The sequence below is a fragment of the Nonomuraea sp. NPDC049504 genome, from assembly GCF_040676845.1.
Taxonomy (GTDB): domain Bacteria; phylum Actinomycetota; class Actinomycetes; order Streptosporangiales; family Streptosporangiaceae; genus Nonomuraea; species Nonomuraea salmonea.
In genome coordinates this window covers 99,207-123,558 of record NZ_JBFAPT010000012.1, presented here as the reverse complement: position 1 = coordinate 123,558, position 24,352 = coordinate 99,207, and the positions used below count along the sequence as shown (strand labels likewise).

Below are 24,352 nucleotides of genomic sequence, written 5' to 3'. Positions count from 1 at the left end.
CCACAGTGGTGTAACCGTGGTGCCGTGGCTGGGACTTCAGGCACGGCCGACCCGCCCTCCCGTCGGCTGCTGCTCGTCGAGGACGACCGCGAACTGGGGCCGATGCTGGTCGACCTGTTCACCGAACAGGGTTACACGGTCGATCTGGCGCTGGAGGGACAGCGAGGGCTGCACCTTGGGCTGAGCCGCGCGTACGACGTGCTCGTCGTCGACCGCGGCCTGCCCTCGATGGACGGCATCGACCTGCTGCGGCGGCTGCGGCGGCAGGCGGTCACCACTCCGGTGCTGCTGCTGACGGCGTTCGGCTCGGTGTCCGACCGGGTCACCGGGCTCGACGCCGGCGCGGAGGACTATCTCGTCAAGCCCTTCGACATCGACGAGCTCCTGGCCAGGGTACGGGCGCTGCACCGCCGCAACCTCGACATGGCCACGCTGCTGCCGCTGGGCGAGGGCTGGCTGGACGCGGAGTCCCACATCGTCCGGCTGCCCAGCGGCGAGCAGGTGATGCTGTCGGGGCAGGAGTGCCGGCTGCTCAGCGCGCTGGCCGCGCGCCCGAGCCAGGTGCACACCCGCAGGGCGTTGCGCCAGCAGGTCTTCGACGGGGCGAAGAAGGAGTCGATCGTGGATACCTACGTGTACTACCTGCGCAGCAAGCTGGGCGCGGGCGTGGTGAGCACGGTACGCGGCGTGGGCTACCGCCTGGGCGCGCTGTGAGCGTCATCGCGCCGCACCGCCCGGCCGACCCGGGGCGGCGTCCTGAGCCGGAGCCCGATCCTGGCCGCCGCCTGCTGAGACGGGCCCGCCGCCGGGTCACCGTGCAGGTGGCGGGGGCGTTCTCGGTGGTGCTGGCGCTGGTCGGCGTGCTGGTGTGGTGTGCGATGGTGCACAGCCAGGGCACCGCCGCGATGCGCGACCTGGCGGTCACGGCCGCGCGATCGCCGGTGGCGTACCCGCCGCCCTGCGTCTGGCTGTACCAGCTGCGCTCCGACGGCACCATCACCGCCTCGCCCGGCGCGCCCGCCGAGCTGCCCCTGCGCAGCTCCATCAACCACGTCTCCGGCGGCGTGCCCGAGGAGACCGTGCAGGTCACGGTGGCCGGCCAGGAGTATCTCGTGCACACCCGCCGCCGCGGCGACACCATCGTGCAGGCCGCGCTCGACCTGCGCTACCAGGTGTCGGAGCGGCAGCGGCTGCTGCAGACGCTGTTCGGCGCCGAGGTGGCCGGGCTGCTGGCCGCGCTGGTCGTCGGCCAGGTCGTCGCCCGCCGCGCCATCGCGCCGCTGGGCGAGGCGCTGGCCCGGCAGCGGCGCTTCGCCGCCGACGTCAGCCACGAGCTGCGCACCCCGCTGACCCGGCTGAACACCCGCGCCCAGCTGCTGTCCAGGCGGCTGCGCGGCGGCACCGACCCGATCCTGCTCATCGACGAGGCCGATCACCTCGTCATCGGCACCAGGCAGCTCGGCGAGGTGGTGGAGGACCTGCTGTGCTCCGCCCAGTTCCAGCACCTGCGGCGGCCGTTCGGGCCGGTGGACCTCGCCGTGCTGGCCGCCGAGGTGGCCGCGGCCGACGGCGCGCGGGCCGCCGCCCGCGGCGTGGACGTGCAGGTGCGCTGCGACGGGCCCGGCGACCACGTCGTACGCGGCGTCGAGTCGGCCCTGCGCAGGGTCGTCTCCGCGCTGCTCGACAACGCGCTCGGCCACACCGGGCCGGGCGGCCACATCGGGATGCGGCTGTCGTGCGAGCCCGGCGTCGTGCTGCTCACCGTCGAGGACGACGGGGTCGGCCTCGACCCGGCGGACACCGAGCGGTTGTTCGGCCGGTTCGAGGGGACCGGGTTCGGGCTGGGGCTGGCGCTCGTGCGCGAGGTCGTGGAGGGCCATCACGGCACGATCACCGCGGACGGGCGGCCGGGCGAAGGCGCCGCCTTCACCGTACGCCTGCCCGCCCACCACCCCGGACTCACCGCAGAACCCCGCCCGGAACCGGCCTCGAAGCCCTGAACACCGGCGGGGCCTGACGATGCCGGCTCAGGCGCCGGACTCCTCCTGCACGGCCTTGAGCACCGCGTCGGCGATCGAGCGCGGGTCCACGCCGAAGTGCTCCCGCACCGACTCGCGGGTGCCCGACAGGCCGAAGCCGTCGGTGCCGAGCGAGGTCCACGGCTGACGTACCCAGGGGGCGATCTGGTCGGGCACCGCCCGCATCCAGTCGCTGACCGCGATCACCGGCCCGCGCGCCCCGGCCAGGGCCTCCTGGACGTACGGCACGCCGGTCGCCGTCATGGCGTCCCTGCGCAGCTCGCTCCACGAGGTGACCGACCAGACGTCCACGCCGATGCCGTACTCCTCGCGCAACAGCTCCTGCGCCGCCAGCGCCCAGTGGATGGCGGTGCCGCTGGCCAGCAGCTGCGCCTGCCCGCCGCCCTCGGAGAAGCGGTACATGCCCTTGACGATGCCCTCCTCGGCACCCTCCGGCATGGCGGGCTGCGGCTTGGGCTCGTTGTAGACGGTCAGGTAGTAGAACACGTTCTCGCCGGCCTCGCCGTACATGCGCCGCAGGCCGTCGCGGACGATCACGCCCACCTCGTACGCGAACGCCGGGTCGTACGCCATGCACGCCGGGTTGGTCGAGGCGATGAGCTGGGAGTGCCCGTCGGCGTGCTGCAGCCCTTCACCCGTCATGGTGGTGCGGCCCGCCGTGGCGCCGACGAGGAAGCCCCGGCCGAGCTGGTCGGCCAGCGCCCACATCTGGTCGCCGGTCCGCTGCCAGCCGAACATCGAGTAGAAGATGTAGAACGGGATCATCGGCTCGCCGTGGGTGGCGTAGCTGGAGGCGGCGGCGGTGAACGACGCCATCGAGCCCGCCTCGGTGATGCCCTCCAGCAGGATCTGTCCCTCGGTGGACTCGGTGTAGGCGAGCAGCAGGTCCCGGTCGACGGATTCGTAGCGCTGGCCGAGCGGCGAGTAGATCTTCGCCGACGGGAAGAGCGACTCCATGCCGAACGTCCTGGCCTCGTCGGGCACGATCGGCACCCAGCGGCGGCCCGTCTCCGGCTCCCGCATGAGGTCCTTCACCAGCCGCACGAACGCCATCGTGGTCGCCACCGGCTGCGCCGAGCCCTTGGCCAGCTTGTCGAAGGGACGCGCGTCGGGGGCCGCCAGCGGGTGGTGGGACACCTTCCGCGACGGCACGGGGCCGCCCAGCGCTGCGCGCCGCTCGGCCACGTAGCGGGCCTCGGGCGAGCCGGGGCCGGGGTGCGCGTACGGGGGCAGGTCGCCGTCGAGCGCGGCGTCGCTGATCGGCAGGCCCAGGCGGTCGCGCAGGTCGCGGAACTCGTCCTGGGAGAGCTTCTTCATCTGGTGGTTGGCGTTGCGCGCCTCGACGCCGGCGCCCAGCGTCCAGCCCTTGACCGTCTGGACGAGGATCACCGTCGGGCCGCCCCGGTGGTCGAGCGCGCGGCGGTAGGCGGCGTACACCTTGCGCGGCTCGTGGCCCGCCCGCGAGCCGCCGACGATCCGGCGCAGTTCCTCGTCGGAGTGGGGCACCTCGATGCCGTGGAACAGCTTCTCGCGGATGTAGTCGCCCTGCGAGGCGGCGAACGTCTGGAACTGGCCGTCGGGCGTCTCCGACAGCCGCGCCACCAGCTCGTCGTTCTGGAGCAGCGGGTCCCAGTCGCGGCCCCACAGCGCCTTGACCACGTTCCAGCCCGCGCCCCTGAAGACGCCCTCCAGCTCCTGCACGATGCGGGTGTTGCCGCGTACGGGGCCGTCGAGCCGCTGCAGGTTGCAGTTGATGACGAACGTGAGGTTGTCGAGGCCCTCGCGCGCGGCCAGCGTCAGCGCCGCCGTGGCCTCGGGCTCGTCCATCTCGCCGTCGCCCAGGAACGCCCACACGTGGGAGGCCGAAGTGTCCTTGATGCCGCGGTTGAGGAGGTAGCGGTTGAACCGGGCCTGATAGACGGCGTTGAGCGGCCCCAGCCCCATCGACACGGTCGGGAACTGCCAGAACCCCGGCATCGCCCTCGGGTGCGGGTAGGACGGCAGGCCGCCCTCCGGCTCCCGCCTGAACAGGTCGAGCTGCTCCTCACTCAGCCGGCCCTCCAGGAAGGCGCGAGCGTAGATCCCCGGCGAGGCGTGACCCTGGAAGTAGACCTGGTCGTGCTCGCCGTGGAAGAAGTGGTTGAAGCCGACCTCGTAGAGCCAGGCGGCCGAGGCGTAGGTGGACAGGTGGCCGCCGAGCCCCAGCTTGCTGCCCCTGGTGATCATCGCGGCGGCGTTCCAGCGGTCGTACGCCGCTACGCGCTCCTCCAGCTCAAGATCACCCGGGTAGTCGGGCTCGTCATCGGTCGCCACCGTGTTGACGTAGCGGCTGCTCGTGGCCAGCCGCCGCAGCAGGAACTCGGCCCGGTCGGGGCCGGCCTCCCGGCGGACGGCTTCGAGCGACTCCAGCCATTCCGCCGTCTCTTGGGGGTCCCAGTCTGTCTCCATACATCCATCCTATGATCGATCATCCCATGTGCGAAGACGGCTAGGATCGTGGCGTGAAACCGGTGGTGAGGGTCCCGCTGCGCGACCGGATCAGATCCTCGATCATCGAGGGCCTGATCGACGGCCGGTGGGCGCCCGGCGACCGCATCGTCGAGCGCCGGCTCGCGGCGGAGCTCGGCGTCAGCCAGGCCCCGGTCCGCGAGGCGCTGCGCGAGCTGGAGACACTGCGCCTGATCGAAACCTCCCCTAACAAGGGCGCGCAGGTGCGCGGCTTCACCGAGGCCGACCTGCGTGAGGTCTACCAGGTGCGAGCCGGCCTGGAGGAGACGGCCGTCCGTCTCGGCCGCCCCTCCCCCGACGCGCTCCGGGATAACCTAGCCCACCTGCGGCAGGCCATCGCCACCGGCTCCCGCACCGACCAGGTCCGCCACGGCGTCGCCTTCCATCGCGAGATCGTCGCGGCGGCCGGCAACGAGGTGCTGCTGTCCGTTTGGGAGTCGCTGGGCGTCGAAGTCTGGACCCACCTGTCGATCCGCCTGCTGGGCCTGCGCCCCCACGAGAACGCCCTGGACCACGAGCCTCTGGTGGAGGCCATCGAACGCGACGACCCGGCCCTCCCCGTCCTGATAAGAAACCACGTCCTCGCCTACGCCCCCTGACCCGGTTCCCGCGAAGCGCGGTCCAACGATCTGGCACCCTCGAGAGCAGCTATCCGTTCGGATACATTTCTCCGGTCCCGGTACGCCACCACGGAGCGGAGTGCTCCTAGCCTCTCGGAATGACATGCGATCAGCGTCGCCGTATTTCCCCGCGTTCGGCGAGGAGATGGGCACGCTAGACCAACAGGAGGCGACGTGCAGGTCAACAACTTCGGGCCGGTCACCAACCAGACCAACATCGACCGCAGCCTCTCCTTTCCCAAGGCCGACGTCCAGGCGGGAATCGCACAGCTCCGCCAACTGATCGCCGCCGGATCCATTCCGCAGGCGATCGGCACGGAGGTCGTCACCGAAGTCGAGCAGAGCCTGAACGAGGCGAACGGGCAGCCCACCGGCCGCCTCAAAGCCTCACTGCAAAGGCTTCGGGACATGCTGGCGATCGGGGGAGCCTCCGCCGACGACGTGGCCAAGATCGCAGGCGCGATCACCGCGGTATCAGGAATCATCGGCGGTTGACATGACCGATCTCGCCAGTGACAGCGACACAGCCGATCCCGATCCTGGCCAGATGCGCGTCAACAACTTCGCCCAGGTCGAGAACCAGCAGAACAATTTCTACGCCGAAAGCCGCACACCGCAGGACTATTTGGACGCGGCGCGCAGGGCACTGGCCGAACATCAATGGGAACAGGCCTGCAAGAGTTACGCCGACTATCTGGAGCGCGAACCACCGGCCCTGCCCAAGAGAATGGCCGACACCCGCACCGAGTACGCCTTGGCGAAGCTACGGGGAAGGCGTCCTCGCGCTCATCCGGATCCGACAAATAGCGAGATTCACGCGCTCCTTCTCAAAGCACGCAAACTCGATCCGGAATCGCCAGCGGCCGCCGTTCTCATGGCCATCTGCGACGAGGATCTCGATCACGCCTTCGCAAGCGAGGTCGGCCCTTCTGAGGAGACCAGGAAGGCGAGCGCCGACCTCGATCTGGAGTGGGCACGGCGCATCGTCACGACCGTCAGAGTTCATGAATCACCCACTTGGCAGGAACTCGACCGGCGGGTCCACCGTGGCGGCACCGTACCCATGCGTGTTCCTCCGCTCAGTGACGAGGAACGAACCGAGCGCGTGCATCGCATGAGCACCCTGTTCACGCCGCCTCCGGCGATTCCCGTGCGGGAGCCGCGGTTGAATCCCCTCTACGGCATTCTTCCGCTGGCCGGCGGGATCACGATCATCTGGGTGGCCATGGCGCTCTTAACCACCTACCCGAACCCCCTTCGCTCGCTGCTCTCGCCGGCTCCCTACATCGGCATCACCGGCCTCGCCGCAGCCTTACTCGGCGGCCGGCTGACCAGCGGGGCGCTGATCTCCAATTGGAGGAACAACCACGCGTTCAACCGCGCTGTGAACGACTATAGGGAGAAGCTGCGCGTCTATGAGGATGCCCTTCCCTCGCATGCGCAGATCAGCCGATGGTTGCAGCATGACGTGGCTGTGGTGGTCGATCGCGCGTTAGCCCGCTTGGGCATCGTGATGGAGGAGTTGCACAGCACCGGGCGCATTACCGAACCCCTTGTAATCGTCGGCCCCGCCGATCCTCCGAGAACTAAACTGGTGCGACATCATCGGATCGGACCTGGATATGTCGCATCCCGCTACACCGTCTTCGTCGTGTGCATGGCGGATCACAAACTCGGCGCATACCGCACGGCGCTGGATTCCGTGACCGGTCGGCGTGAGCGGGAAGAACAAACCAGCGAATACCGCTATCGGGACATCGTCTCGGTAAATGTGAAGACGGTCCGGCTGGATCTTCCTCCGGACGCCAAGAAGACCGAGGACGCCGAACCGACCTACGCTTTTGTGGACGCACCGGAAAAGAACACCGTGGCAGAACGGTTCACTCTCATCGTGCCAGGCGACCGTTTCACCGTGACGACCAAGGTCAGCACGGATGACGGGCAGGGAACGCGCGTCGACTTCTCCCGAGCCGACCGCGCACTGGCCACCATACGCCGACGCATCGCGGCCAGCACCGTAAGGACGTAACCGGCATCCACCTCCAAGAAGACAGGCGCCCGCACATCCTAGATCTTCTAAGGTTCGACGAATGGACGAAGCGACCGAACACCGGATGAGTGCGGACGATCGGATCGAGCAGGCCAGGCGGCTTTACGAACGAGCACTCTTCGGAGGCGACACCGACGCCGTAGGGACGGCCGAACGGCAACTCGACGCGGTGGAGGCGGACCTGGCCCTAGCGCGAGGCCGCATTGCGCACGCGCGCTTCCTGAACGACGGACACGAGGACCCGCAGGAGCTGAGTCTGTTCGAGCGTGCAGCCGAACTCCACCGGAACCTGGGAAACGTGCACGGCGAGGCGGAGGCCCTGTTCTGGATCGGCTGCTTCCACCAGGTCGTACGAGCCGACGACACCACCGCACTGCCCGTGCTCGAACAAGCCCATCAGAAGGCCGTGCAAGCCGACGACCCCCTGACCGCGTCCTACGCCCTCCGGCACCTGGGCATGGCGGACCATAAAGCGGGTCGCCTGGACCAGGCACAGGCACGGCTGGAGGAGTCGACCCATCTCCGCCGAAAGATCGGCTTCCTCCCCGGCGTAGCCGCCAACCTCATCGGCCTCGCCTATCTCACCGCCGCGCAAGGACACCGTGACAAGGCGCTGACGCTCCTCGACGAAGCCGCCTCACTCGCCGCCACCGCACACGCCCACGGCATACTCCGCCATGTCGGGGAGGCGAGACGCCAGTTATGACAACCGTCGGGCCCGTATCCACCGGCCTCAGAAGATCAACGCCCTGAACCAAGGTGGAGTGCGGCTCCACTGGCGACCTCCTCTTCGACGTTGGCGTCCAGATGAGCCTGCACGGGCTCGAAGAACGGGTACGGCACCAGCTCCGTGACCCGCTTGCGTGAGCACCATTCAACGGCGGTGACCTCGTCAGCATCGGCGACGTGGGCTTCGCCGGCGAGCGCCTCGCACACGACGTAGATCATGAGGCAGCCGGTGCTCGGGTGAATGCGCTCGCCCAGTGTCTTCACCGCGCGCACGATCATGCCGACTTCTTCGCGCGTTTCCCGTACGGCGGCATCCTCGCCGGTCTCACCGGCCTCGATCTTGCCGCTGGGGAACGTCCACAGCAGTGACCCTTCAGCCTGCCGCCGACAAATGAGCAGCACCCGCTTTTGGTCGACGATGATGGCCGCGGCGATGGCCGGCGGCTCCTCGGAATGGTTCACGGGCTGACTTCCTCACGAGCGCACACAGAACCGGTGGAACAGACCACGCTAGCGGCTGGCGTGGGGCCAGCATGGAAGGTCACCGGTGGGGGCTGCCGGCAGCGGATACGGTCCGTGATGGAGCAGGGGCGAGCGCGATGGACAGCATCTTCCCCGCGGCGATGATCAGGAGTCGTCGTCAGGCAGTTGGTCAGGCACCCCCGGGCAGGGGCGTCCAACAACAGCAAAAGGCCACGCTCCCAACCGGGGATGTGGCCTCTGAGCTGTGGTGGGCGATACTGGGATCGAACCAGTGACCTCTTCGGTGTGAACGAAGCGCTCTCCCGCTGAGCTAATCGCCCGCCCTGCCGGCCCCTTGCGGTTCCGACGGGGAAAACCATACCGCACTCGGGGACGTACGGCGAAACCAATAGCCCGGGGAGGCCCGTCGTGGGCCGCGTCAGAGGGATTCGGGTGAAACGCGGCGGTTGCCCACCGGCGCGGCGGGCGTGTGGCATACCATCGTCCTGTCCGGGAAGCATCGGCCACGATCTTCGGCCAGGATCTTGAGCGGGAAACGTTCATGGACGGTGCGTCCGGGGCAGGCTCCACAGCACGCAAAACCCTTGTAAATACGACCCGATTGATGCCGTTTAGCCTGGTAGATGCCTAAATGTCCAGCTGTGATGTGCGTTACAGAAGGCCCCTGGGGCGGAATCTTTCCTACAGGTTTCTTCGTTCCGCGTCATAGCTCCGGACGAAGTCCGTCAGAGCAGTGAAAGCCCCGAAGAGGGGACCTACGACGAAAAGGTTTGGCTGACGATGAACAGCACCACCGTCTCCGCCGAGCTTGGCCTTCGGCTTGTGGTCCCCGACCGTACTACCGTCCCCCTGCTCGCCGGGCTGAGCTACACAGCCGACGATCCGTACGCCATCCGCATGGCCTTCCACGTAGGGAACGACGAGCCGGTCGAGTGGATCTTCGCCCGCGAGTTGCTCACCGTGGGCATCGTTCGGCGTGTCGGTGACGGCGACGTGCAGGTGTGGCCCGCACGCGCCGACGGCGAGCGCACCCTGCACATCAGCCTCACCTCCCCGTTCGGGCAGGCGTTGTTCGAGGTGCCGCTGGCTCCGCTCACGGAGTTCCTGCACCGCACGTACGAGAAGGTCCCGGCCGGTCGCGAGACCGACTACATGGACCTCGACGCCGAACTGACCAACATGCTCTGGCCGTCCTGACCTGAAGAAGGCGGCACGTCGTCCGGCGATCTCCCCCAGGAACGCCGGACGTGATCATGCAAGGGCCCGTTACGCCGGCAGCGACTCCAGCACCCGGCGCATCCGCGCGATCTCGATGCTCTGTCCCGAGTAGACGTCCTTGGCGAGCAGCCGCATGCGCTGGTCGCGCCCGCCGGCCAATTGCTCGCCGGCCATCTTGACCGCGCCCTCGTGATGGCGGGTCATGAGTTGCAGGAACAGCCGGTCGAAGGCGCCGTTCCTGGCGCCCCGCAGCGCGTTCAGCTGCTCCTGGGTGGCCATCCCGTACGCGGCCCCCTGCGCGTGGTCGTGACCTGCGGGGGCGCGGCGGCCGAGCTCGGCGAGCCAGTTCGTCATGACCTTGATCTCCGGCGTCTGGGCGGCGGAGATCTGGCGGGCCAGCGAGCGGATGCTCCCGGTCGTCGTACGGGCCTCGACCAGCGCGGTCATCTCCAGCGCCTGGCGGTGATGGGGGATCATGCCCTCGGCGAAGCGCACGTCGGCGGCGACGGCGGCCGACGGCGTGCGTCCGACCCGTTCCCCCGGCCGGGCGGTGCGGGCGGGAGCCCCGGGGCTGCCTGGCACGATCACCGGCGCCTCGGTGCCCACGGGTGACGGCCCGGCCGGCGCGGGAGGCTCCTGGGCACACCCCGCAAGGGCAAATGTCGCCATAAGTGTGACGATTACCGTACGCGTCCCCGATCCTGCTGACATAGCTTCCATAGTGAGCTACGAGACAAAGGGGATGCGCGTTGATCTTCGCCATGTCGCGCGGTACCAAGGTGCGCGGCACCACGCTGCGGGCCGCACTGGTGTCGGCCGTGCTGGTCCTGGCCTCCGCCTGCGCCGCGGCGCCCGCCGCCGAACCGGAAGCGGCGCCCTCCGCCGAGCCCGCGCCGGCCACGACCGGCTCCCCGGAGGAGGAGAGCGGCGCGCAGACCAGCCCCAATGTCCGGCATGTCGCCAACGTGCCGCGGACCGCCCCGCTGAACGGCGAGGAGGACTTCAACACCGACCTCGCCTTCCAGGGCGACTACGCGTACGTGGGCAACTTCGGCGGCTTCGCGATCTACGACATCGGCGATCCGGAGAAGCCCAGGGTGGTCAGCCAGGTCTCCTGCCCGGCCCAGCAGAACGACGTGACGATCCACGGTGACCTGCTGATCCTGTCGATCGACGAGCCGCGCGCGGGCCCCGAGTGCGACGCCGCCGACGGCCCCCGCGCGTGGGAGGGCCTGCGGATCTTCGACGTCAGCGACAAGCGGAGCCCGCGGTACGTCGGCGCCGTCCAGACCGAGTGCGGCTCGCACACCCACACGATGGTCCCGGCCGGAGAGACGCTCTACGTGTACGTCTCCTCCCCCGGCCCCGAGCCCGGCTCCCCCACCTGCCCGTCCCCGCACGAGCTGCTGCAGATCGTGGAGGTCCCCCTGGCGGCCCCGGAGAACGCGAAGGTGGTCGCCAAGCCGAACCTGTTCCCCGACCGCGCGACCAGCGACCTCGACTCCGGCTGCCACGACATCACCGCCTACCCGGAGAAGAAGGTGGCCGCGGCGGCCTGCTTCGGCGACGGCATGCTGCTCGACATCAGCGACCCGGTCAACCCGCGGGTGCTGCAGGAGCTCACCGACACCGAGAACTTCCAGATCTGGCACTCGGCGACGTTCAACAACGAGGGGACGAAGGTCGTCTTCGGCGACGAGCTGGGCGGCGGCAGCCAGGCCACCTGCGACCGCAACACGCCGCAGACCAAGGGCGCGAACGCCATCTACGACCTGGTGGACGGCCGGCTGGAGAAGCGCGGCTACTTCAAGATCCCGCGCGAGCAGCAGCAGAACGAGAACTGCGTCGCGCACAACGGCTCGCTCATCCCGGTGCCGGGCAAGGACGTCATGGTGCAGTCGTGGTACCAGGGCGGCGTGTCCATCTGGGACTTCACCGACTCGGCGGCCCCGAAGGAGATCGGGTTCTTCGACCGCGGCCCGTTCCCGGGCGACGGCATCGCGGGCACGTGGTCGGCGTACTACTACAACGGCTACATCTACTCCAGCGACATCAGGGCCGGCCTGGACGTACTGAAGATCGACGACCCGCTCACCGACCCGGCGGCGAAGGTGAAGATGGACGACTTCAACGTCCAGACGCAGCAGTCGTACTGACCCCGGCGGTCAGGCGGGCCAGCAGGACGACGAGCGCTTGGCGGCGCGGGCGATGGCGGCGCCGTCCAGCGTGACGGCCGTGGGTTCGATGCGGGCCCACGGCCACTCCAGGGTGAGCAGCAGCTCGTCGGGCGGCGGCAGCGGGAACAACCACAGCGGCATGTGGTACAGCGTGTGGGAGGCGTCGCCGCGCACGCCGCCGGGGAACCACGACAGGTTCGGCGGCGCGCAGTCGCCGTCGTGGTCGGAGTGGACCTCGGCGCCGCCCGGATAGCGCAGCACGAGGTGCAGCGACGTGCTCTCCTCGCCGGAGAACGCCGTGTCGAGCTGCAATGCGAGGCCGGGCGGCGCGGCGGCGTCGCGGGCCACGACGTCGAGGTTGAGCAGGCAGCCGACGTCGTAGACCTGGATCATCGGCAGCAGCACGGCGAGCGCGGGCGTGCGGGCGAGCACCCGCTCCACGGTGACGATCGCGCCCAGTTTCGCGATCGGCGGCACGCAGGCGCCGCCTTCCCCACTCATAGCGAACCCTCATTCGCTTCGGGCGTCATCTGCAGCCCAAGGGTAACCCCGCGATCGCGCCACCCCCGAGCGGTATGCGAAAACGGTCCGGCCCCGCCGCGCGTCACGACGGGGCGGCCTGGGTCACGGGTTGAGGTCGGCGGCGGAGCGCTCGGCGAAGATCCGCATGGCCTTGGTGGTGATGGGGCCGGGGGCGGCGGGCAGCTCGGTGTCGTCGACGAGCTTGATCGGCTGCACGTCGCGGGTGGTGGAGGTGAGGAACGCCTCGTCGGCTTCGTACAGGGCCTGGAGGGGGACGTCCGCCTCTTCGGCGCCGCACCATTCGAGCACCAGCGCGCGGGTGACGCCGGCCAGGCAGCCGGAGGCGAGGGTGGGGGTGAGCAGCCGGCCGTCGCGGACGACGAAGATGTTGGAGCCGGTGCCCTCGCACAGGTCGCCGGCCAGGTTGCCGAAGATCGCCTCGCCGCCGCCGCGCCGCTTGGCGTGCAGCAGGGCCTTGGCGTTGTCGCCGTAGGAGGTGCTCTTGACGCCGGCCAGGGCGCCGCGCTCGTTGCGCGGCCAGGGGACGACGGCGACGTTCGCGGTGGCGGGGAAGGGCTTCTGCTCGTCCACGATGACGACGCTGGTGGTGCCCTGGTCGCCACGGTCGGAGCCGAGGGGGCCGGGGCCGCTGGTGTAGGTGACGCGGATGCGGCCCAGCTCCCAGGCGGGGGCGGCGTCGAGCAGCTTGTCGATGCCGGCGGCGATGGCCTCGACGTCGGGCTCGGGCAGGTCCATGCGCTGGGCGGAGAGGGTGAGCCGATCGAGGTGGCGGGTGAGCGCGAACGACTTGCCGTTCGTGATCTTGATGGTCTCGAAGACGCCGTCGCCGACCATGAGCCCGTGGTCGAAGACCGAGACGGTGGCCTCAGCGGGGTCGATCAGCTCCCCGTTGACCCAGACAGGGATGTTCATGCAGTTTCCTCCTGTGATGCCAGCGCGATCAGCCTGGCTGCCTTGAGCTCGGTCTCGAGCCATTCGCGCCCGGGGTCGCTCCCCCAGGTGATGCCCGCTCCCGTGCCGAACCGGATCTCGCCGGCCGAGATCTGGAATGTTCTGATGCCTACGGCCAGCGCCGCCCTGCCTCGGTCGGCGTCGACCCAGCCCACGGCCCCACAGTACGGGCCGCGCGGTGCTGGTTCGAGCTCATTGATGATGCGCAGGGCCGACGACTTGGGCGCGCCCGTGACGGACCCGGGCGGGAACGTCGCCTCGAACAGCTCCGGCCAGCCCGCGCCCGCCTGGAGCCTGGCGCGCACGGTGGAGACGAGGTGGACGGAGCCGGGGTATTCCTCGGCCACGCACAGCGCGGGCACCTCGACCGAGCCGACCTCGGCGACCCTGCCCAGGTCGTTGCGTACCAGGTCGACGATCATGACGTTCTCGGCGTAGTCCTTGTCGAGGAGGTCGGCTTCCGTGACGCCGGTGCCCTTGATCGGGCGCGACTCCACGACGTCGCCGTCGCGCGACAGGTAGAGCTCGGGCGAGGCCGTGACGACGCTCAGGCCGGGCAGGCTGATCACGCCGCCGTACTTGGCCGGGTTGCCCGCCGCCAGCCGGGCGGCCAGGGCGAGCGGGTCGGCGTCGGGGGCGAGCGGCGCGGTCAGGACGCGGCAGAGGTTGGCCTGGTAGACCTCGCCCTGCTCGATGTAAGCGCGGATGGCCTGGACGCCCCGCTCGTACGCGGCGCGGTCGAGCGAGCTGCGCCACTGGTCGGGACGCGGGCCGCGCCACGGCCCCGAGGGCGTGGGCAGGGGCGCCGGGCGGACGTGGTCGAACCGGGCGCACGTCACCTTGCCCTCGTAGTCGACGACGACGGCCCACCAGCCCTCGCCGTCGAGCGCGGCGAGGTCGGAGGTCACGTCACGCAGCCCGGTGGCGAGAACGTGTCCTAAGTGGGCGTAATCGCGGTACACATCTCCCATTGTCCCAGCATTTCGACCAGCTCCAGCGCGGCGGGCAGTGGCGTATCGGGCAGGGCCGCGTAGACCTTGCGTGCGGGCTCCGTACCCCTGAGGGGTTTGAGTACCAGCCCGGCCGGTACGGCTCCCGCCGCCAGCTCCGGCACCAGCGTCACCCCGAGCCCCGCCGCGACGAACCCGAACTTGCCCGACCATTCGGCCACCCGCAGCCCGCCGCGCGGGGTGAACCCGGCCGCCGCGCACGCCCGCAGCAGCAGCGTCGGCTGGCCGCGCGGGGCGGCCTCGATCCAGGTCTCCTCCGCGAGGTCGCGCAGGTCCACGTCGGGCTCGGCGGCCAGGCGGTGCCCGGCGGGCAGCGCGACGAGCAGCCGGTCGGCCAGCAGCGGGACCGTACGGGTCTCCTCGGCAGGCAGCCCGGCCGGATAGTCGCTGATCACCGCCACGTCGAGCGCTCCGGCGTGCAGCCGCTCGACCAGCGGCGCGCTGAGCCCCTCGGTCAGGCGCAGCTCGACGCCGGGCCGCCGCGCGGCGAACCGCCTGAGCGCGTGCGGCACGAGCGCGACGTTGGCGGTGGCGAACGCGCCGACCCGCAGCTGCCCGCCCTCGCCCCGGTGGATGGCGGCCAGCTCATCGCCGGCCCGGCCGAGCCGGTCGAGCACGGCGACGGCGTGCCGGTGCAGGGCCGCGCCCGCGGGGGTCAGGCGGACGCCGCGCGGCAGGCGTTCGAACAGCGGCCCGCCCGCGGCGCGTTCGAGTGCGGCGATGCGCCGCGAGAGCGCCGACTGGGTGTAGCCGAGCAGCTCGGCGGCGGCGGTGATGGACCCGCTCCGCGCCACCTCGTCGAACAGCCGGAGCGTGCCGGTGTCGAAGGCATTCGTGTCGGGCATGGCAGCCATGCAATCAAGTTGTTTGTGGAATACCAAACGGACGGCTTCACTCGGACCGTGATTGCTTTTCTGGGACAGGGACGCATGGGCGTCCCTATGGCCCGGCGGCTCGTGGACGCCGGGCACGAGGTGACGACGTGGCGGCGGGCGGACGGCCCCGTGACCGCCGCCGTGGAGGGCGCGGAGCTGGTCATCACCATGCTCAGCGACCCGGCCGCGGTCCGCGAGGTGCTCACGGCCGCACGACAGGGGCTGCGGCCGGGGACGACCGTCGTGGAGATGTCCACGATCGGCCCGGAGGCGGTGCGCGAGCTGCGCGCGCTGCTCCCGCCGTCGGTGAACCTGGTGGACGCGCCGGTGCTGGGCAGCGTGGGGCCCGCGACCGACGGCACGCTGACCGTGCTGGCCGGCGGTGACGTCTCGGGGTGCCGGGAGGCGCTGTCGGTGTTCGGGCAGGTGCGCGAGCTGGGCCCGCTGGGGGCCGGCGCGGCCATGAAGATCGCCGTCATGAGCGCGCTCGTGCCCGCCCAGGTGCTGCTCGCCGAGACGTTCGCGTACGGGAAGGCGCACGGCGTGGATCGCGACGCCCTGGCGGACGTGCTGGGGGCGACCCCGCTAGGCGCGCTGGCCGAGCGGCTGCGCACCCCGGCCGCGCAGACCCGCTACTCGCTCGGCCACGCGGCCAAGGACCTGGCGCTGGGCGCCTGGCAGGACGCCACCCTGGCCACCGCCGCCCGCGCCCGCCTCCAGGAGGCCGAGGCGGCCGGCCTGGGCGGCCACGACCTGACGGCCATCGCCACCCACCTCGCCGGACCTGTGAGCGGGACGGCCGTCCATCGGGCGGTGCCGCTCAACCTGGCGACGATCCCCGCCACGAACGGCGCGTACTCGCACGCCACCCGGGTCGGCGACATGCTCTACGTCTCCGGCCAGGCCGCCTTCGACGAGCGCGGCCAGGTGGTCGGCGAGACCATGGAGGAGCAGGCCGAGCACGTCTTCCAGGTCATCGCGCGGATCCTCGAGGACCAGGGCGCGACGTTCGAGGACGTGGCGTTCATCCGCACGTACCTGACGGACATGGAGGACCGCTTCGCCTACCGCGACGTGCGCCGCCGCTACCTCACCGGCACTCCCCCGGCCAGCACGACGGTGGAGGTGTCGAAGCTGTTCATGCCGGGGTTGCGCCTGGAGGTGGACCTGATCGTGGCCCTGCCGCACCGGTAGGCGGTCAGTCCAGCGGCCCCGTCACGGACTCGGCGGCGGCGACCACGCCGCCCTCGGCGACCAGCCGGACCGCGGCCTCGATCTCCGGGGCCAGGAACCGGTCGGGGCCGGGGGCGGGCACGGTCTCGCGCAGCGCCCGTACGACGGCGGCCGTCGCGGGCGCGGGCTCCAGCGGGGCGCGCAGGTCGATCGCGCGGGCGGCGGTCAGCACCTCGACGGCCAGCACCCGGGTGAGCCCGTCCACCGACTTGCGCAGCTTGCGGGCCGCCGACCAGCCCATGGAGACGTGGTCCTCCTGCATGGCCGAGCTGGGGATGGAGTCGACGCTGGCGGGCACGGCCAGCCGCTTGAGCTCGGAGACCAGGGCGGCCTGGGTGTACTGGGCGATCATGTGGCCTGAATCGACGCCGGGGTCGTCGGCGAGGAAGGCCGGCAGGCCGTGGTTGCGGGCCACGTCGAGGAACCGGTCGGTACGCCGCTCCGCCATCGAGGCGAGGTCGGCGGCCACGATCGCGAGGAAGTCCAGCACGTAAGCCAGCGGCGCCCCGTGGAAGTTGCCGTTGGACTCGACCCGGCCGTCGGCCAGCACGGCCGGGTTGTCCACGGCGCTGGCCAGCTCCCACCCGGCGACGGAGGCGGCGTGCGCGATCGTGTCACGGGCCGCGCCGGCCACCTGCGGGGCGCAGCGCAGCGAGTACGCGTCCTGCACGCGCGTGCAGGCGGCCGGGTCGCGATGGCTGGCCATGATGCCGGAGCCGCGCAGCACCTTCACCATGTTGGCGGCCGAGCGCGCCTGGCCCGGGTGCGGGCGCAGCTCCTGCAGCTCGGGCGCGAACACCCGGTCGGTGCCGAGCAGCGCCTCGACGCTCATCGCGGCGCTCACGTCGGCGGTCCTGACCAGCTTGGTGAGGTCGTGGATGGCGAGGATGAGCATGCCGAGCATGCCGTCGGTGCCGTTGATCAGCGCCAGGCCCTCTTTGGCGGCCAGCTCGACCGGGTCGATCCTGGCCTGCTTGAGCGCCTCCGCGGCGGGCCGCACCGCGCCGGACGCGTCCCTGACGACGCCCTCGCCCATGAGCGTCAGCGCCACGTGCGCCAGCGGCGCCAGGTCGCCCGAGCAGCCGAGGCTGCCGTACTCGTGCACGATCGGCGTGATGCCCGAGCTGATGAGCGCGGCCAGCGTCCTGGCGGTGGTCGGCCGGATGCCGGTGTGTCCGGTGGCCAGGGTGTGCAGGCGCAGCAGCATGAGGGCCCGCACCACCTCGGTCTCCACCTCGGGGCCGCTGCCGGCCGCGTGCGAGCGGACGAGGGAGCGCTGGAGCTGGGCGCGCAGCGCCGGGTCGATGTGCCGGGTGGCGAGGGCGCCGAACCCGGTGGAGATGCCGTAGTGGGGGACGGGGGTCTCGGCGAGCTCGTCCACTCGCTGCCGGGCGGCGGCGATGGCGGCGACGGCGTCGTCGCTGAGGCGTACGGGGGCGCCGTGGCGGGCCACCCTGATGACGTCGTCGAAGGTCAGCGGTTCTGGGCCGACGGTCACGACTTCGTTGTCGCGCATGGTGCGTCTCTCTCGCTTAGGTAACCGGCGTACCCGATGTTAGCTCCTTACTTCCGAAGAGTTCCGCCAGCCCCTGCCGTCCCGCGTCGGTCAAGGTCACGGCCCTCGGCACGGCGCCCCGGCGCAGCCAGTCGCGCTCGAACAGCACCTCCGTGATCGCCGCGCCGAGCGCGCCGCCGAGGTGCGCCCTGCGCTCGGTCCAGTCCAGGCACTCGGGCGCGAAGCGCCGTCGCGACCTGCGCGTGCCCGCGACGTCCACGCCGAGCCGCGACAGCAGCCGCTCCCCCTGCCCGGTCAGGTCGTGGCCGTCGTAGTGACCGCCGTCCTTGAGCCGGTCGAGCAGGCTCACCCCGGCGCGGCCCGCGAGGTGGTCGTAGCAGGTGCGGGCCTCCTCCAGCTGCCTGGCCTGGCGCGACTGGCGCAGCGAGCGCACCGGCGGGCGGGCGCTGATCCGCGCCAGCACCTCCAGCACCTCGGCGATCTCGTGACCGGCCAGGCGGTAGTAGCGGTGGCGGCCCTGGCGGACGACGGCCACCAGCCCGCCGTCCAGCAGCCTGGCGAGGTGGGCGCTAGCGGTGGCGGCGCTCACCCCGGCCATCCTGGCCAGCTCACCGGCGGCCAGCGCGCGCCCGCCGAGCAGCGCGGTCAGGATCGCGGCCCGCGCGGGCTCAGCGATCAGCGCCGCCACGGGCGCGATGTCGGCGTCTGCGGCGATGTGTTCCATGCCTCGACGCTAGTACGGCGACATTTCGCTGCGCGTCGAAGGGTCACCGCTTGCCCAATGCCTTGCGGAGCATGTCGCGGGCTCGGTCCATGATCGCCATGGGCGTGCCCATCAGCACGTTCTTCGTCATCGACTCGGTGCCGGGGTGCGGGCGGGTCGGCGCCATCGACTCCGCCGCTCGCACGGCCGCCGCCATCGTCCGCCGCTCCGCCACCGACGTCCGCGCGCGCAGCTTGGCGAACTCGTAGCGCTCCTCGCTGCGGGCGTGCGCCGTCACCGCCGTACGCAGCTCCGCCAGCCCCTCCCAGAACCGCGGGTCGTCCACGCCCGCCTTGTGCAGGTCGAGGAGCAGGCGCTTGGCCTTGTTCTCCTCGGCCAGCCGGTCGGCCACCAGGCCCTGGCCGTTGTCGAGCTTCCTGCGCGCGTACGGGTGGACGATCTCCTCCTCGGCGGTCTCGTGCACCGACAGCAGGCGCGTCAACCGCTCGAACGCCTCCCCGACCTTGTCCGGAGGCGCCTGCTCCACCTCGTCGAACAGGTCCCTGATCCGCCCGTGCTGGGCCATCAGGAGCTCGATGACATCGTGTTCAGCCACGTGTTCAGCCACGTCGAGCGCCCTACCCCGGCGCCGTCCGGGCACGCGCCGCCTTACCGAACACGGGCGCTTCGAGCACCGAACGCGGAGGTTGCCCGGCACCGGCGCGGGTACGCGCAGCGACATGTCCTTCGACCCACTCCAGGAGCGGGGTATCCCGCTGGACGAGCAGCTGCGCACCTCGCGGGAGCTGAACGTCACCCCGATCGACCCCGACGCCGCCGATCCTTACACGCGGTGCCGGATCATCACCATGAACGGCATCGAGGTCGAGGCCGTCATGTTCAGCCACCACCTCGCCAGGCACTGCGCCGACCTCGAGGTCGAGCGGCAGCTCGCGCGGGTGCGCTACATCGAGGCGCAGCAGCAGAAGGCGGTCAACTGGCTGCTGCCCGGCTCGTCGTCGGTGCTGGAGACGACGATCGCGTACGAGCAGGTCGCGGTGGACCTGACGGCCTGGGTGGCGCGGATGGAGCCGGATCCGTACCTGAAGCAGGCCTACCAGTTCGGGGTGCTGGAGGACTTCGACCATCTCTACCGCTACGCCAACCTGTACGAGATGATCGAGCGCCGCAAGGCGGAGAAGATCGTCGGCCAGCTCACCGAGGTCATGCCGGGGCGGCCGACGTACCAGCATCATCGCGACCCGATCGACAACGTGCGCCGGCCCTACGAGCGCCGCGAGACCGAGCCGCTGTCGCGGCTGCACGCGCTGACGATCATGGCGGCCGAGCAGCAGACCATGAACTTCTACATGAACGTCGGCCCCACCTACATGGAGCCCATCGCGCGGCAGCTCTACCAGGAGATCGGGCTCATCGAGGAGGAGCACGTCACCCACTACGAGTCGCTCGTCGATCCCGGCGAGAGCTGGTGGGAGATGCTGCTCAACCACGAGTACAACGAGTGCTACCTCTACCACTCCTTCATGGAGACCGAGTCCGAGCCCAAGGTGCGCGCGATCTGGGAGCTGCACCTCATGATGGAGCTCGAACATCTGCGGCTGGCCGCCGAGCTGTTCAAGCGGTTCGACGGGCGCGACCCCGACCAGGTGCTGGCGCCCGCGCTGCCGCCGCCCGTGACGTTCGAGCCGAACAAGGGCTACCTGCGCGACCTGCTCACCACGCAGGTGGACGTCACCACCCTGGGCACCGGCTACGTGCGCGAGGCCCACGAGCGGTTCACCCGCATGCAGGAGGCGATCATGGGCGGGGAGCAGCCGCCGTCGGAGCGGGTCATCGAGCACAACCGGGCGATCAACGGGCGGGAGTACCGGCTGGAGACGGAGGGGCCGCATCCGGTGGGCGTGCGGCTCACGCCGTAGGTGTTCGGATTCCAGTTTGGGGAGTGGGCCGAGATTCGCTAGAGTTCTCTACGTCACCCGGCAGCGGCTGGGGCGACACGCGGAAGTGGCTCAGTGGTAGAGCATCACCTTGCCAAGGTGAGGGTCGCGGGTTCGAATCCCGTCTTCCGCTCGGAGCTTCCGGCTCGGTGGCGTGGCCGAGAGGCGAGGCAGCGGCCTGCAAAGCCGTCCACACGGGTTCAAATCCCGTCGCCACCTCACACCAAGGACGATTAGCTCAGCGGGAGAGCGCTTCCCTGACACGGAAGAGGTCACTGGTTCAATCCCAGTATCGTCCACCCCTGACGAAGCCCCAGCCCTCAGCGGCTGGGGCTTCGTGTTTCCTAGACCCGCCTCGGACCACGACGCTCCCTATGGGGAGGGAGGCGACCGGCTGGGGCTTCGTAGTTCTCCGGTTGCCCCGGACCGGGATGCTCTCTACAGGCCGTGTTTTCGGTTGGGTGGTCACCTGGGGGCCAGTTCCGGGTCACGCTGGGAGAGGCGGCCGGTCGTCGGGGTGCTGGTGTTTCCCGGGCTTGGGATGGGCATCGGCGCGCCGCATGGACTGTCGGACGGCGTCGCGGTCGGGGTGGCTGTGGCCGCGTTCTCCTTGGTGGTGGTCTGCGGTGGGCAGCTCGTGCGTCGGTGGTTCGGGGGTCGGGGGCCGGGCTGCTGGTGTGCTGGGGCTCGTGAGTGGCGTGGCCGGGGTGGCGGCGCTGTGGGTGTGGGGGCCGGCGTACGGGGTGCGGGCCGTGGGCGGGCCCGAACCTCGCACCCGGTGGCGTGGAGTTCACGTTCGGCCGGGACTACTTCTGCGTGCCGTGTGCGTCCTTCTCCGTACGGGTGCCCGCGCATCGCCTCCAAGGGCTGCTGGCCATGAGCCTCGCTTAACGCGACGATCACTCCATGGACGCGCAGGAGATCGCCGACCGATCAGAGATCACGGAGCTGCTGGCCCGCTACACCAGGGCCGTCGACTCGGGGCACTGGGACCTGCTGGACGAGGTGTTCACCCCGGACGCGAGCATCGACTACCGCTCGTCCGGAGGCATCAGCGGCACCCGCGACGAGGTCAAGGCGTGGCTGGCCGAGGTGCTCTCGCACTGGCCCGGCCGGTCACATCTGGTGGGCGCGGCCACGTTCGCGTTCTGCGACGGTGAGGCGCGGGTGAGCGCGCCGTTCCTCGACACGCTGGCCCCCACGCGGGAGATGACGGGCGCGCGGACCAAGGGGTTCCTGCACGGCGGCGGCTGGTACCACCACCGTCTCCGCCGCACCCCCGGCGGCTGGCGCAGCGTGGAGCTGGTCGAGGAACAGTCCTGGCGCACCGCCACCTGAGCCCTGGGGAGGGTGACGATCGACGCCGGGGCGGCGGCGGGCGTGGCGCGTGACGTGACCGTGCTGAACGCCGACGGGCTCGTCGGCCGGGTCACCTGGGCGGGACCTGGGACGGCGTCGGTGTCGCTGATCACCGACGCGGGCTCGACGGTGGGGGCGCGGATGGCCGGATCGGGCGAGCTGGGCGTGGTGACCGGGGTGCCGGGCGAGGGGCGGCTGCTGCTCCGCCTGTTCGACCCTGGCGCGCCGCTCGCCGTTGGCGATCAGGTGGTGACGCTGGGGTCGGCGGGCGGGCGGCCGTACGTGGTTCGCGAAGGTGGCGCTGGCGCCGGCGTTCGCGGTGCCGCTCGGGGAGCTGCGCGACGGGCGGCGGCCGCCCGGGTTCGGCGCGGTGCTGCTGGCACTGGCGCTGGCCGCGGCGCCCATCGGGCTGATCGCGCTGCAGCCCGACCTGGGCACGATGCTGGTGTTCTCGGCCATGGTGACGGGGGCGCTGCTGGTGTCGGGGGCGGCCAGGCGGTGGCTGCTGGTGCCGGCCGCGGGCGCGGCGGGGGCGGGCGCGGCGGCCTGGCATTGGGGGCTCGTACGGCCGTACCACCTCCAACGGCTGCTCGTGCTCGCGAATCCCGCGGCCGACCCCGGCGGCGCCGGCTACAACGCCGCTCAGGCGCGCATCGCGATCGGCTCGGGCGGGCTCCTCGGCAAGGGCCTGTTCCACGGCGAGCAGACCGCCGGCCACTTCGTGCCCGAGCAGCACATCGACTTCATCTTCACCGTCGCGGGCGAGGAGCTGGGCTTCGCGGGCGCGGCGCTCATCGTGCCGGCCCTGGCCGCGCTGCTGTGGCGGGGACTGTCGATCGCCCGGCACGCCGCCTCGCCGTACGGGACGGTGCTGGCGGGCGGGCTGGTGTCGTGGCTGGGGTTCCAGACGTTCCTGAACGTGGGCATGACGCTGGGGGCTGACGCCGATCGTGGGGGTGCCGCTGCCGTTCGTCTCGTACGGCGGCTCCGCCACGGTGGCCGGTCTGGTGGCCGCCGGGCTGCTACAGGCCGTGCACCGGAGCAAGGCCGTGCAGGCGTAGCAGGTTCTCGCCCAGGATCTTGCGCTTGGCCTGGTCGGTGAGCTGCGGGTAGCCGTACCCCTCGCACAGGTCCTGCGGGATCCGGAAGTCCCTGAACGCGCGCAGCGCCCACTGCGGGTGGAAGATCGGCGCCTCAGAGCCGTAGATGATCTTGTCCTCGCCGCACCAGAAGAGCAGCTTGCCGAGGATCTCGGCGAACATCCTGGGCGCCCGCACGATGAAGTTGATCGTGGCCGCGAGGTCGGCGTACAGGTTGGGGTAGCGGATGAGCTGCCAGCAGGTCTCGTCCAGGAACGGCAGGCCGACGTGGAAGATGACGAAGTTGATGTCGGGGAAGTTGGCGGCGGCGCCGTCCATGTCCCACGTCTGGGTGTGCTCGATCGGCTGCGGCCCCAGCGGGACGCCCTTGTGCACGCCGATCAGGTTGACGCCGAGGTCGCGGGCCTTCTCGAAGATGGGGAAGGCCACCCGGGGGTCGTCCATCCGCCACGGGTACGGCGAGCCGTAGTCGTAGCGGACGTTGTAGAGCTTGAACGCGCGCGCGTTGTACTCCCCCACCTGGCGTTCCATCAGGTCCAGCGCCTTGCGGCCCTCCAGCGGGTTGACCGAGCCCCAGAAGACGACCCGCTCGGGGTCGCGGGCGGCCAGCTCGGCGCACTCCTGCCAGGGCGACAGGCCGTCGTGGTAGAGGTCGGTGAGCGGCAGCGGCATGGCGACGAGCATGTCGGTGTCGGACTCGTCGAAGACCATGCGGTGGATGTCGTCGATCGTCCACTGCCGCAGGAACTCCTCGGGCGGCAGCTTGGGCTCGCCCTCCGGGGTGAGGGTGGTGTGGAAGGCGTACAGGTGATTGGAGAACATCCGGCCCGGGTCGCCGAAGGCGTTCTTGGGCTCGAAGTTGAAGACGTGCGCCACGCTGTCGAACACGAAGAAGTCGTCGATCACCGTCGTTCCCTTCTCGCGATGTAGGCGGCTTTGTCGGGCACCTGCGCGGGGTCGGGCAGGAAGCGCAGCAGCCGGTCCGCCCTCGGGGAGAGCCGCTCCGTCGTCCACACCTCGTCCCAGACGATCTCGACCTCGGCCTCGCGGACGCCCGGCTGCTCCTCGATGCGCTCGCGCACCTCCGACAGCACGCGGGCGGCGAACGGGCACCAGCCCGACGTCAGCAGCAGCTCCACCCTGGCCCGCCCGTCGCGCACCTCGACGGACCTGACGAGGCCCATCTCCACGACGGAGATGCCCTTCTCCCGGCAGCACGGGTCGTAGACCCCCGACAGCGCCTCACTGGCCCACTGCGGTATCTCCGGCATGGCCTCATC

General features: G+C 70.6%; 24 protein-coding genes, 4 tRNA genes and 2 pseudogenes. 17 read left to right on the top strand and 13 right to left on the bottom strand.

Translation table 11 applies throughout. The annotated features are described in order from the left end of the window. Positions 1–24: 24 nt before the first annotated feature. Both AB0K28_RS23565 and AB0K28_RS23560 read left to right on the top strand, forming a co-directional pair. Positions 25–714, top strand: coding sequence for a response regulator transcription factor (locus tag AB0K28_RS23565; RefSeq protein WP_364373584.1), 690 nt, complete (start codon positions 25–27; stop codon positions 712–714). Then, positions 711–2,000 (top strand): HAMP domain-containing sensor histidine kinase, encoded by a 1,290-nt coding sequence (locus AB0K28_RS23560; protein ID WP_364373581.1) that lies wholly within the window; start codon positions 711–713, stop codon positions 1,998–2,000. The genes AB0K28_RS23565 and AB0K28_RS23560 overlap by 4 nt, the downstream gene beginning before the upstream one ends. 27 nt (positions 2,001–2,027) lie before the next feature. On the opposite strand, the gene aceE is transcribed toward AB0K28_RS23560, so the two are convergent. Next, complete coding sequence (gene aceE / locus AB0K28_RS23555) at positions 2,028–4,487, bottom strand: pyruvate dehydrogenase (acetyl-transferring), homodimeric type (RefSeq protein ID WP_364373578.1); 2,460 nt, start codon at positions 4,485–4,487, stop codon at positions 2,028–2,030. A gap of 62 nt (positions 4,488–4,549) precedes the next feature. Here aceE and AB0K28_RS23550 point away from each other — a divergent pair, with 62 nt between their 5' ends. From AB0K28_RS23550 to AB0K28_RS23535, 4 genes are all read left to right on the top strand, one after another. Continuing rightward, positions 4,550–5,146, top strand: coding sequence for a GntR family transcriptional regulator (locus AB0K28_RS23550; protein WP_364373866.1), 597 nt, complete (start codon positions 4,550–4,552; stop codon positions 5,144–5,146). A 195-nt stretch (positions 5,147–5,341) separates the two neighbouring features. After that, entirely contained in the window at positions 5,342–5,662 is a 321-nt protein-coding gene (locus AB0K28_RS23545; RefSeq protein ID WP_364373575.1) for a hypothetical protein, read from the top strand. Position 5,663: 1 nt separating this feature from the next. Next, positions 5,664–7,196 carry a hypothetical protein gene (locus AB0K28_RS23540; protein ID WP_364373572.1) on the top strand — a complete coding sequence of 511 codons (1,533 nt, stop codon included), beginning with the start codon at positions 5,664–5,666 and terminating at the stop codon, positions 7,194–7,196. A gap of 61 nt (positions 7,197–7,257) precedes the next feature. Then, a complete protein-coding gene (locus AB0K28_RS23535; RefSeq protein ID WP_364373569.1) occupies positions 7,258–7,923 on the top strand; it encodes a hypothetical protein in 666 nt (221 codons plus the stop codon). A 35-nt stretch (positions 7,924–7,958) separates the two neighbouring features. On the opposite strand, the gene AB0K28_RS23530 is transcribed toward AB0K28_RS23535, so the two are convergent. After that, positions 7,959–8,408, bottom strand: coding sequence for an NUDIX hydrolase (locus tag AB0K28_RS23530; protein ID WP_364373566.1), 450 nt, complete (start codon positions 8,406–8,408; stop codon positions 7,959–7,961). A gap of 266 nt (positions 8,409–8,674) precedes the next feature. Next, positions 8,675–8,749: transfer RNA gene (locus AB0K28_RS23525), tRNA-Val, on the bottom strand. A 460-nt stretch (positions 8,750–9,209) separates the two neighbouring features. Between AB0K28_RS23525 and AB0K28_RS23520 the strand changes: the two genes are divergently transcribed. After that, entirely contained in the window at positions 9,210–9,626 is a 417-nt protein-coding gene (locus AB0K28_RS23520) for an SsgA family sporulation/cell division regulator (protein ID WP_103958541.1), read from the top strand. A gap of 69 nt (positions 9,627–9,695) precedes the next feature. On the opposite strand, the gene AB0K28_RS23515 is transcribed toward AB0K28_RS23520, so the two are convergent. Beyond that, positions 9,696–10,235 (bottom strand): DUF305 domain-containing protein, encoded by a 540-nt coding sequence (locus tag AB0K28_RS23515; protein WP_364373564.1) that lies wholly within the window; start codon positions 10,233–10,235, stop codon positions 9,696–9,698. Between the two features lie 173 nt (positions 10,236–10,408). On the opposite strand from AB0K28_RS23515, the gene AB0K28_RS23510 reads away from it, so the two are divergent. Next, the gene (locus AB0K28_RS23510; protein ID WP_364373561.1) at positions 10,409–11,803 is read left to right on the top strand and encodes a hypothetical protein; all 1,395 of its coding nucleotides are present in this window, start codon (positions 10,409–10,411) and stop codon (positions 11,801–11,803) included. A gap of 9 nt (positions 11,804–11,812) precedes the next feature. On the opposite strand, the gene AB0K28_RS23505 is transcribed toward AB0K28_RS23510, so the two are convergent. The 4 genes from AB0K28_RS23505 to AB0K28_RS23490 all read right to left on the bottom strand — a co-directional run bounded on the left by AB0K28_RS23505 (position 11,813) and on the right by AB0K28_RS23490 (position 15,173). After that, entirely contained in the window at positions 11,813–12,325 is a 513-nt protein-coding gene (locus AB0K28_RS23505; protein WP_364373558.1) for a hypothetical protein, read from the bottom strand. 123 nt (positions 12,326–12,448) lie between these two features. After that, positions 12,449–13,279 carry an aminotransferase class IV gene (locus AB0K28_RS23500; protein ID WP_364373555.1) on the bottom strand — a complete coding sequence of 277 codons (831 nt, stop codon included), beginning with the start codon at positions 13,277–13,279 and terminating at the stop codon, positions 12,449–12,451. Continuing rightward, positions 13,276–14,289: a chorismate-binding protein gene (locus tag AB0K28_RS23495; protein ID WP_345386444.1), complete on the bottom strand. Its 1,014-nt coding sequence runs from the start codon at positions 14,287–14,289 to the stop codon at positions 13,276–13,278. The genes AB0K28_RS23500 and AB0K28_RS23495 overlap by 4 nt, the downstream gene beginning before the upstream one ends. Beyond that, on the bottom strand, positions 14,256–15,173 hold the full coding sequence (locus AB0K28_RS23490) for a LysR family transcriptional regulator (RefSeq protein WP_364373552.1): 918 nt from the start codon (positions 15,171–15,173) through the stop codon (positions 14,256–14,258). The genes AB0K28_RS23495 and AB0K28_RS23490 overlap by 34 nt, the downstream gene beginning before the upstream one ends. Positions 15,174–15,197: 24 nt before the next feature. Here AB0K28_RS23490 and AB0K28_RS23485 point away from each other — a divergent pair, with 24 nt between their 5' ends. Next, a complete protein-coding gene (locus AB0K28_RS23485; protein ID WP_364373550.1) occupies positions 15,198–16,397 on the top strand; it encodes a Rid family hydrolase in 1,200 nt (399 codons plus the stop codon). Positions 16,398–16,401: 4 nt separating this feature from the next. Here AB0K28_RS23485 and hutH read toward each other — a convergent pair whose 3' ends face one another. Genes hutH through AB0K28_RS23470 form a run of 3 tightly spaced genes read right to left on the bottom strand, consistent with a single transcriptional unit; the run spans position 16,402 to position 19,271 of the window. Continuing rightward, a complete protein-coding gene (gene hutH / locus AB0K28_RS23480; protein ID WP_364373547.1) occupies positions 16,402–17,952 on the bottom strand; it encodes a histidine ammonia-lyase in 1,551 nt (516 codons plus the stop codon). A gap of 16 nt (positions 17,953–17,968) precedes the next feature. Continuing rightward, the gene (locus AB0K28_RS23475; RefSeq protein ID WP_345386452.1) at positions 17,969–18,676 is read right to left on the bottom strand and encodes a helix-turn-helix domain-containing protein; all 708 of its coding nucleotides are present in this window, start codon (positions 18,674–18,676) and stop codon (positions 17,969–17,971) included. A gap of 43 nt (positions 18,677–18,719) precedes the next feature. Beyond that, on the bottom strand, positions 18,720–19,271 hold the full coding sequence (locus AB0K28_RS23470; protein WP_345386454.1) for a hemerythrin domain-containing protein: 552 nt from the start codon (positions 19,269–19,271) through the stop codon (positions 18,720–18,722). A gap of 124 nt (positions 19,272–19,395) precedes the next feature. Here AB0K28_RS23470 and AB0K28_RS23465 point away from each other — a divergent pair, with 124 nt between their 5' ends. From AB0K28_RS23465 to AB0K28_RS23430, 8 genes and pseudogenes are all read left to right on the top strand, one after another. After that, positions 19,396–20,595 carry a hypothetical protein gene (locus AB0K28_RS23465; protein WP_364373543.1) on the top strand — a complete coding sequence of 400 codons (1,200 nt, stop codon included), beginning with the start codon at positions 19,396–19,398 and terminating at the stop codon, positions 20,593–20,595. 79 nt (positions 20,596–20,674) lie between these two features. Continuing rightward, positions 20,675–20,746: transfer RNA gene (locus AB0K28_RS23460), tRNA-Gly, on the top strand. Between the two features lie 15 nt (positions 20,747–20,761). After that, positions 20,762–20,832 (top strand) — tRNA-Cys (locus AB0K28_RS23455). Between the two features lie 8 nt (positions 20,833–20,840). Beyond that, a tRNA-Val gene (locus AB0K28_RS23450) sits at positions 20,841–20,912 on the top strand. A 607-nt stretch (positions 20,913–21,519) separates the two neighbouring features. Continuing rightward, complete coding sequence (locus AB0K28_RS23445; protein WP_364373541.1) at positions 21,520–21,951, top strand: nuclear transport factor 2 family protein; 432 nt, start codon at positions 21,520–21,522, stop codon at positions 21,949–21,951. A 12-nt stretch (positions 21,952–21,963) separates the two neighbouring features. Further along, a pseudogene (locus tag AB0K28_RS23440) lies at positions 21,964–22,230 on the top strand (rod shape-determining protein MreC); the annotation flags it as partial. Positions 22,231–22,267: 37 nt separating this feature from the next. Next, positions 22,268–22,849 (top strand): annotated as a pseudogene (locus AB0K28_RS23435) (FtsW/RodA/SpoVE family cell cycle protein); the annotation flags it as partial. Positions 22,850–22,922: 73 nt separating this feature from the next. Beyond that, on the top strand, positions 22,923–23,033 hold the full coding sequence (locus AB0K28_RS23430; RefSeq protein WP_364373863.1) for an FtsW/RodA/SpoVE family cell cycle protein: 111 nt from the start codon (positions 22,923–22,925) through the stop codon (positions 23,031–23,033). Here the strand turns inward: AB0K28_RS23430 and AB0K28_RS23425 are convergent. Continuing rightward, a complete protein-coding gene (locus AB0K28_RS23425; protein WP_345386466.1) occupies positions 22,995–23,978 on the bottom strand; it encodes an amidohydrolase family protein in 984 nt (327 codons plus the stop codon). The two genes, AB0K28_RS23430 and AB0K28_RS23425, sit on opposite strands and share 39 nt — an antisense overlap. Further along, entirely contained in the window at positions 23,975–24,343 is a 369-nt protein-coding gene (locus AB0K28_RS23420) for a metal-sulfur cluster assembly factor (protein ID WP_364373537.1), read from the bottom strand. Before AB0K28_RS23420 ends, AB0K28_RS23425 begins: the two co-directional genes overlap by 4 nt. Positions 24,344–24,352: the final 9 nt, after the last annotated feature.

What these genes read in the sequence shown, in the direction of transcription:
- AB0K28_RS23465 (WP_364373543.1), top strand. Translation starts at nt 19,396, where the DNA reads ATGTCCTTCGACCCACTCCAGGAGCGGGGTATCCCGCTGGACGAGCAG.
- AB0K28_RS23490 (WP_364373552.1), bottom strand. Translation starts at nt 15,173, where the DNA reads ATGCCCGACACGAATGCCTTCGACACCGGCACGCTCCGGCTGTTCGAC.
- aceE (WP_364373578.1), bottom strand. Translation starts at nt 4,487, where the DNA reads ATGGAGACAGACTGGGACCCCCAAGAGACGGCGGAATGGCTGGAGTCG.
- AB0K28_RS23505 (WP_364373558.1), bottom strand. Translation starts at nt 12,325, where the DNA reads ATGAGTGGGGAAGGCGGCGCCTGCGTGCCGCCGATCGCGAAACTGGGC.
- hutH (WP_364373547.1), bottom strand. Translation starts at nt 17,952, where the DNA reads ATGCGCGACAACGAAGTCGTGACCGTCGGCCCAGAACCGCTGACCTTC.
- AB0K28_RS23520 (WP_103958541.1), top strand. Translation starts at nt 9,210, where the DNA reads ATGAACAGCACCACCGTCTCCGCCGAGCTTGGCCTTCGGCTTGTGGTC.
- AB0K28_RS23420 (WP_364373537.1), bottom strand. Translation starts at nt 24,343, where the DNA reads ATGCCGGAGATACCGCAGTGGGCCAGTGAGGCGCTGTCGGGGGTCTAC.
- AB0K28_RS23495 (WP_345386444.1), bottom strand. Translation starts at nt 14,289, where the DNA reads ATGGGAGATGTGTACCGCGATTACGCCCACTTAGGACACGTTCTCGCC.
- AB0K28_RS23445 (WP_364373541.1), top strand. Translation starts at nt 21,520, where the DNA reads ATGGACGCGCAGGAGATCGCCGACCGATCAGAGATCACGGAGCTGCTG.
- AB0K28_RS23500 (WP_364373555.1), bottom strand. Translation starts at nt 13,279, where the DNA reads ATGAACATCCCTGTCTGGGTCAACGGGGAGCTGATCGACCCCGCTGAG.
- AB0K28_RS23510 (WP_364373561.1), top strand. Translation starts at nt 10,409, where the DNA reads ATGTCGCGCGGTACCAAGGTGCGCGGCACCACGCTGCGGGCCGCACTG.
- AB0K28_RS23535 (WP_364373569.1), top strand. Translation starts at nt 7,258, where the DNA reads ATGGACGAAGCGACCGAACACCGGATGAGTGCGGACGATCGGATCGAG.
- AB0K28_RS23540 (WP_364373572.1), top strand. Translation starts at nt 5,664, where the DNA reads ATGACCGATCTCGCCAGTGACAGCGACACAGCCGATCCCGATCCTGGC.
- AB0K28_RS23475 (WP_345386452.1), bottom strand. Translation starts at nt 18,676, where the DNA reads ATGGAACACATCGCCGCAGACGCCGACATCGCGCCCGTGGCGGCGCTG.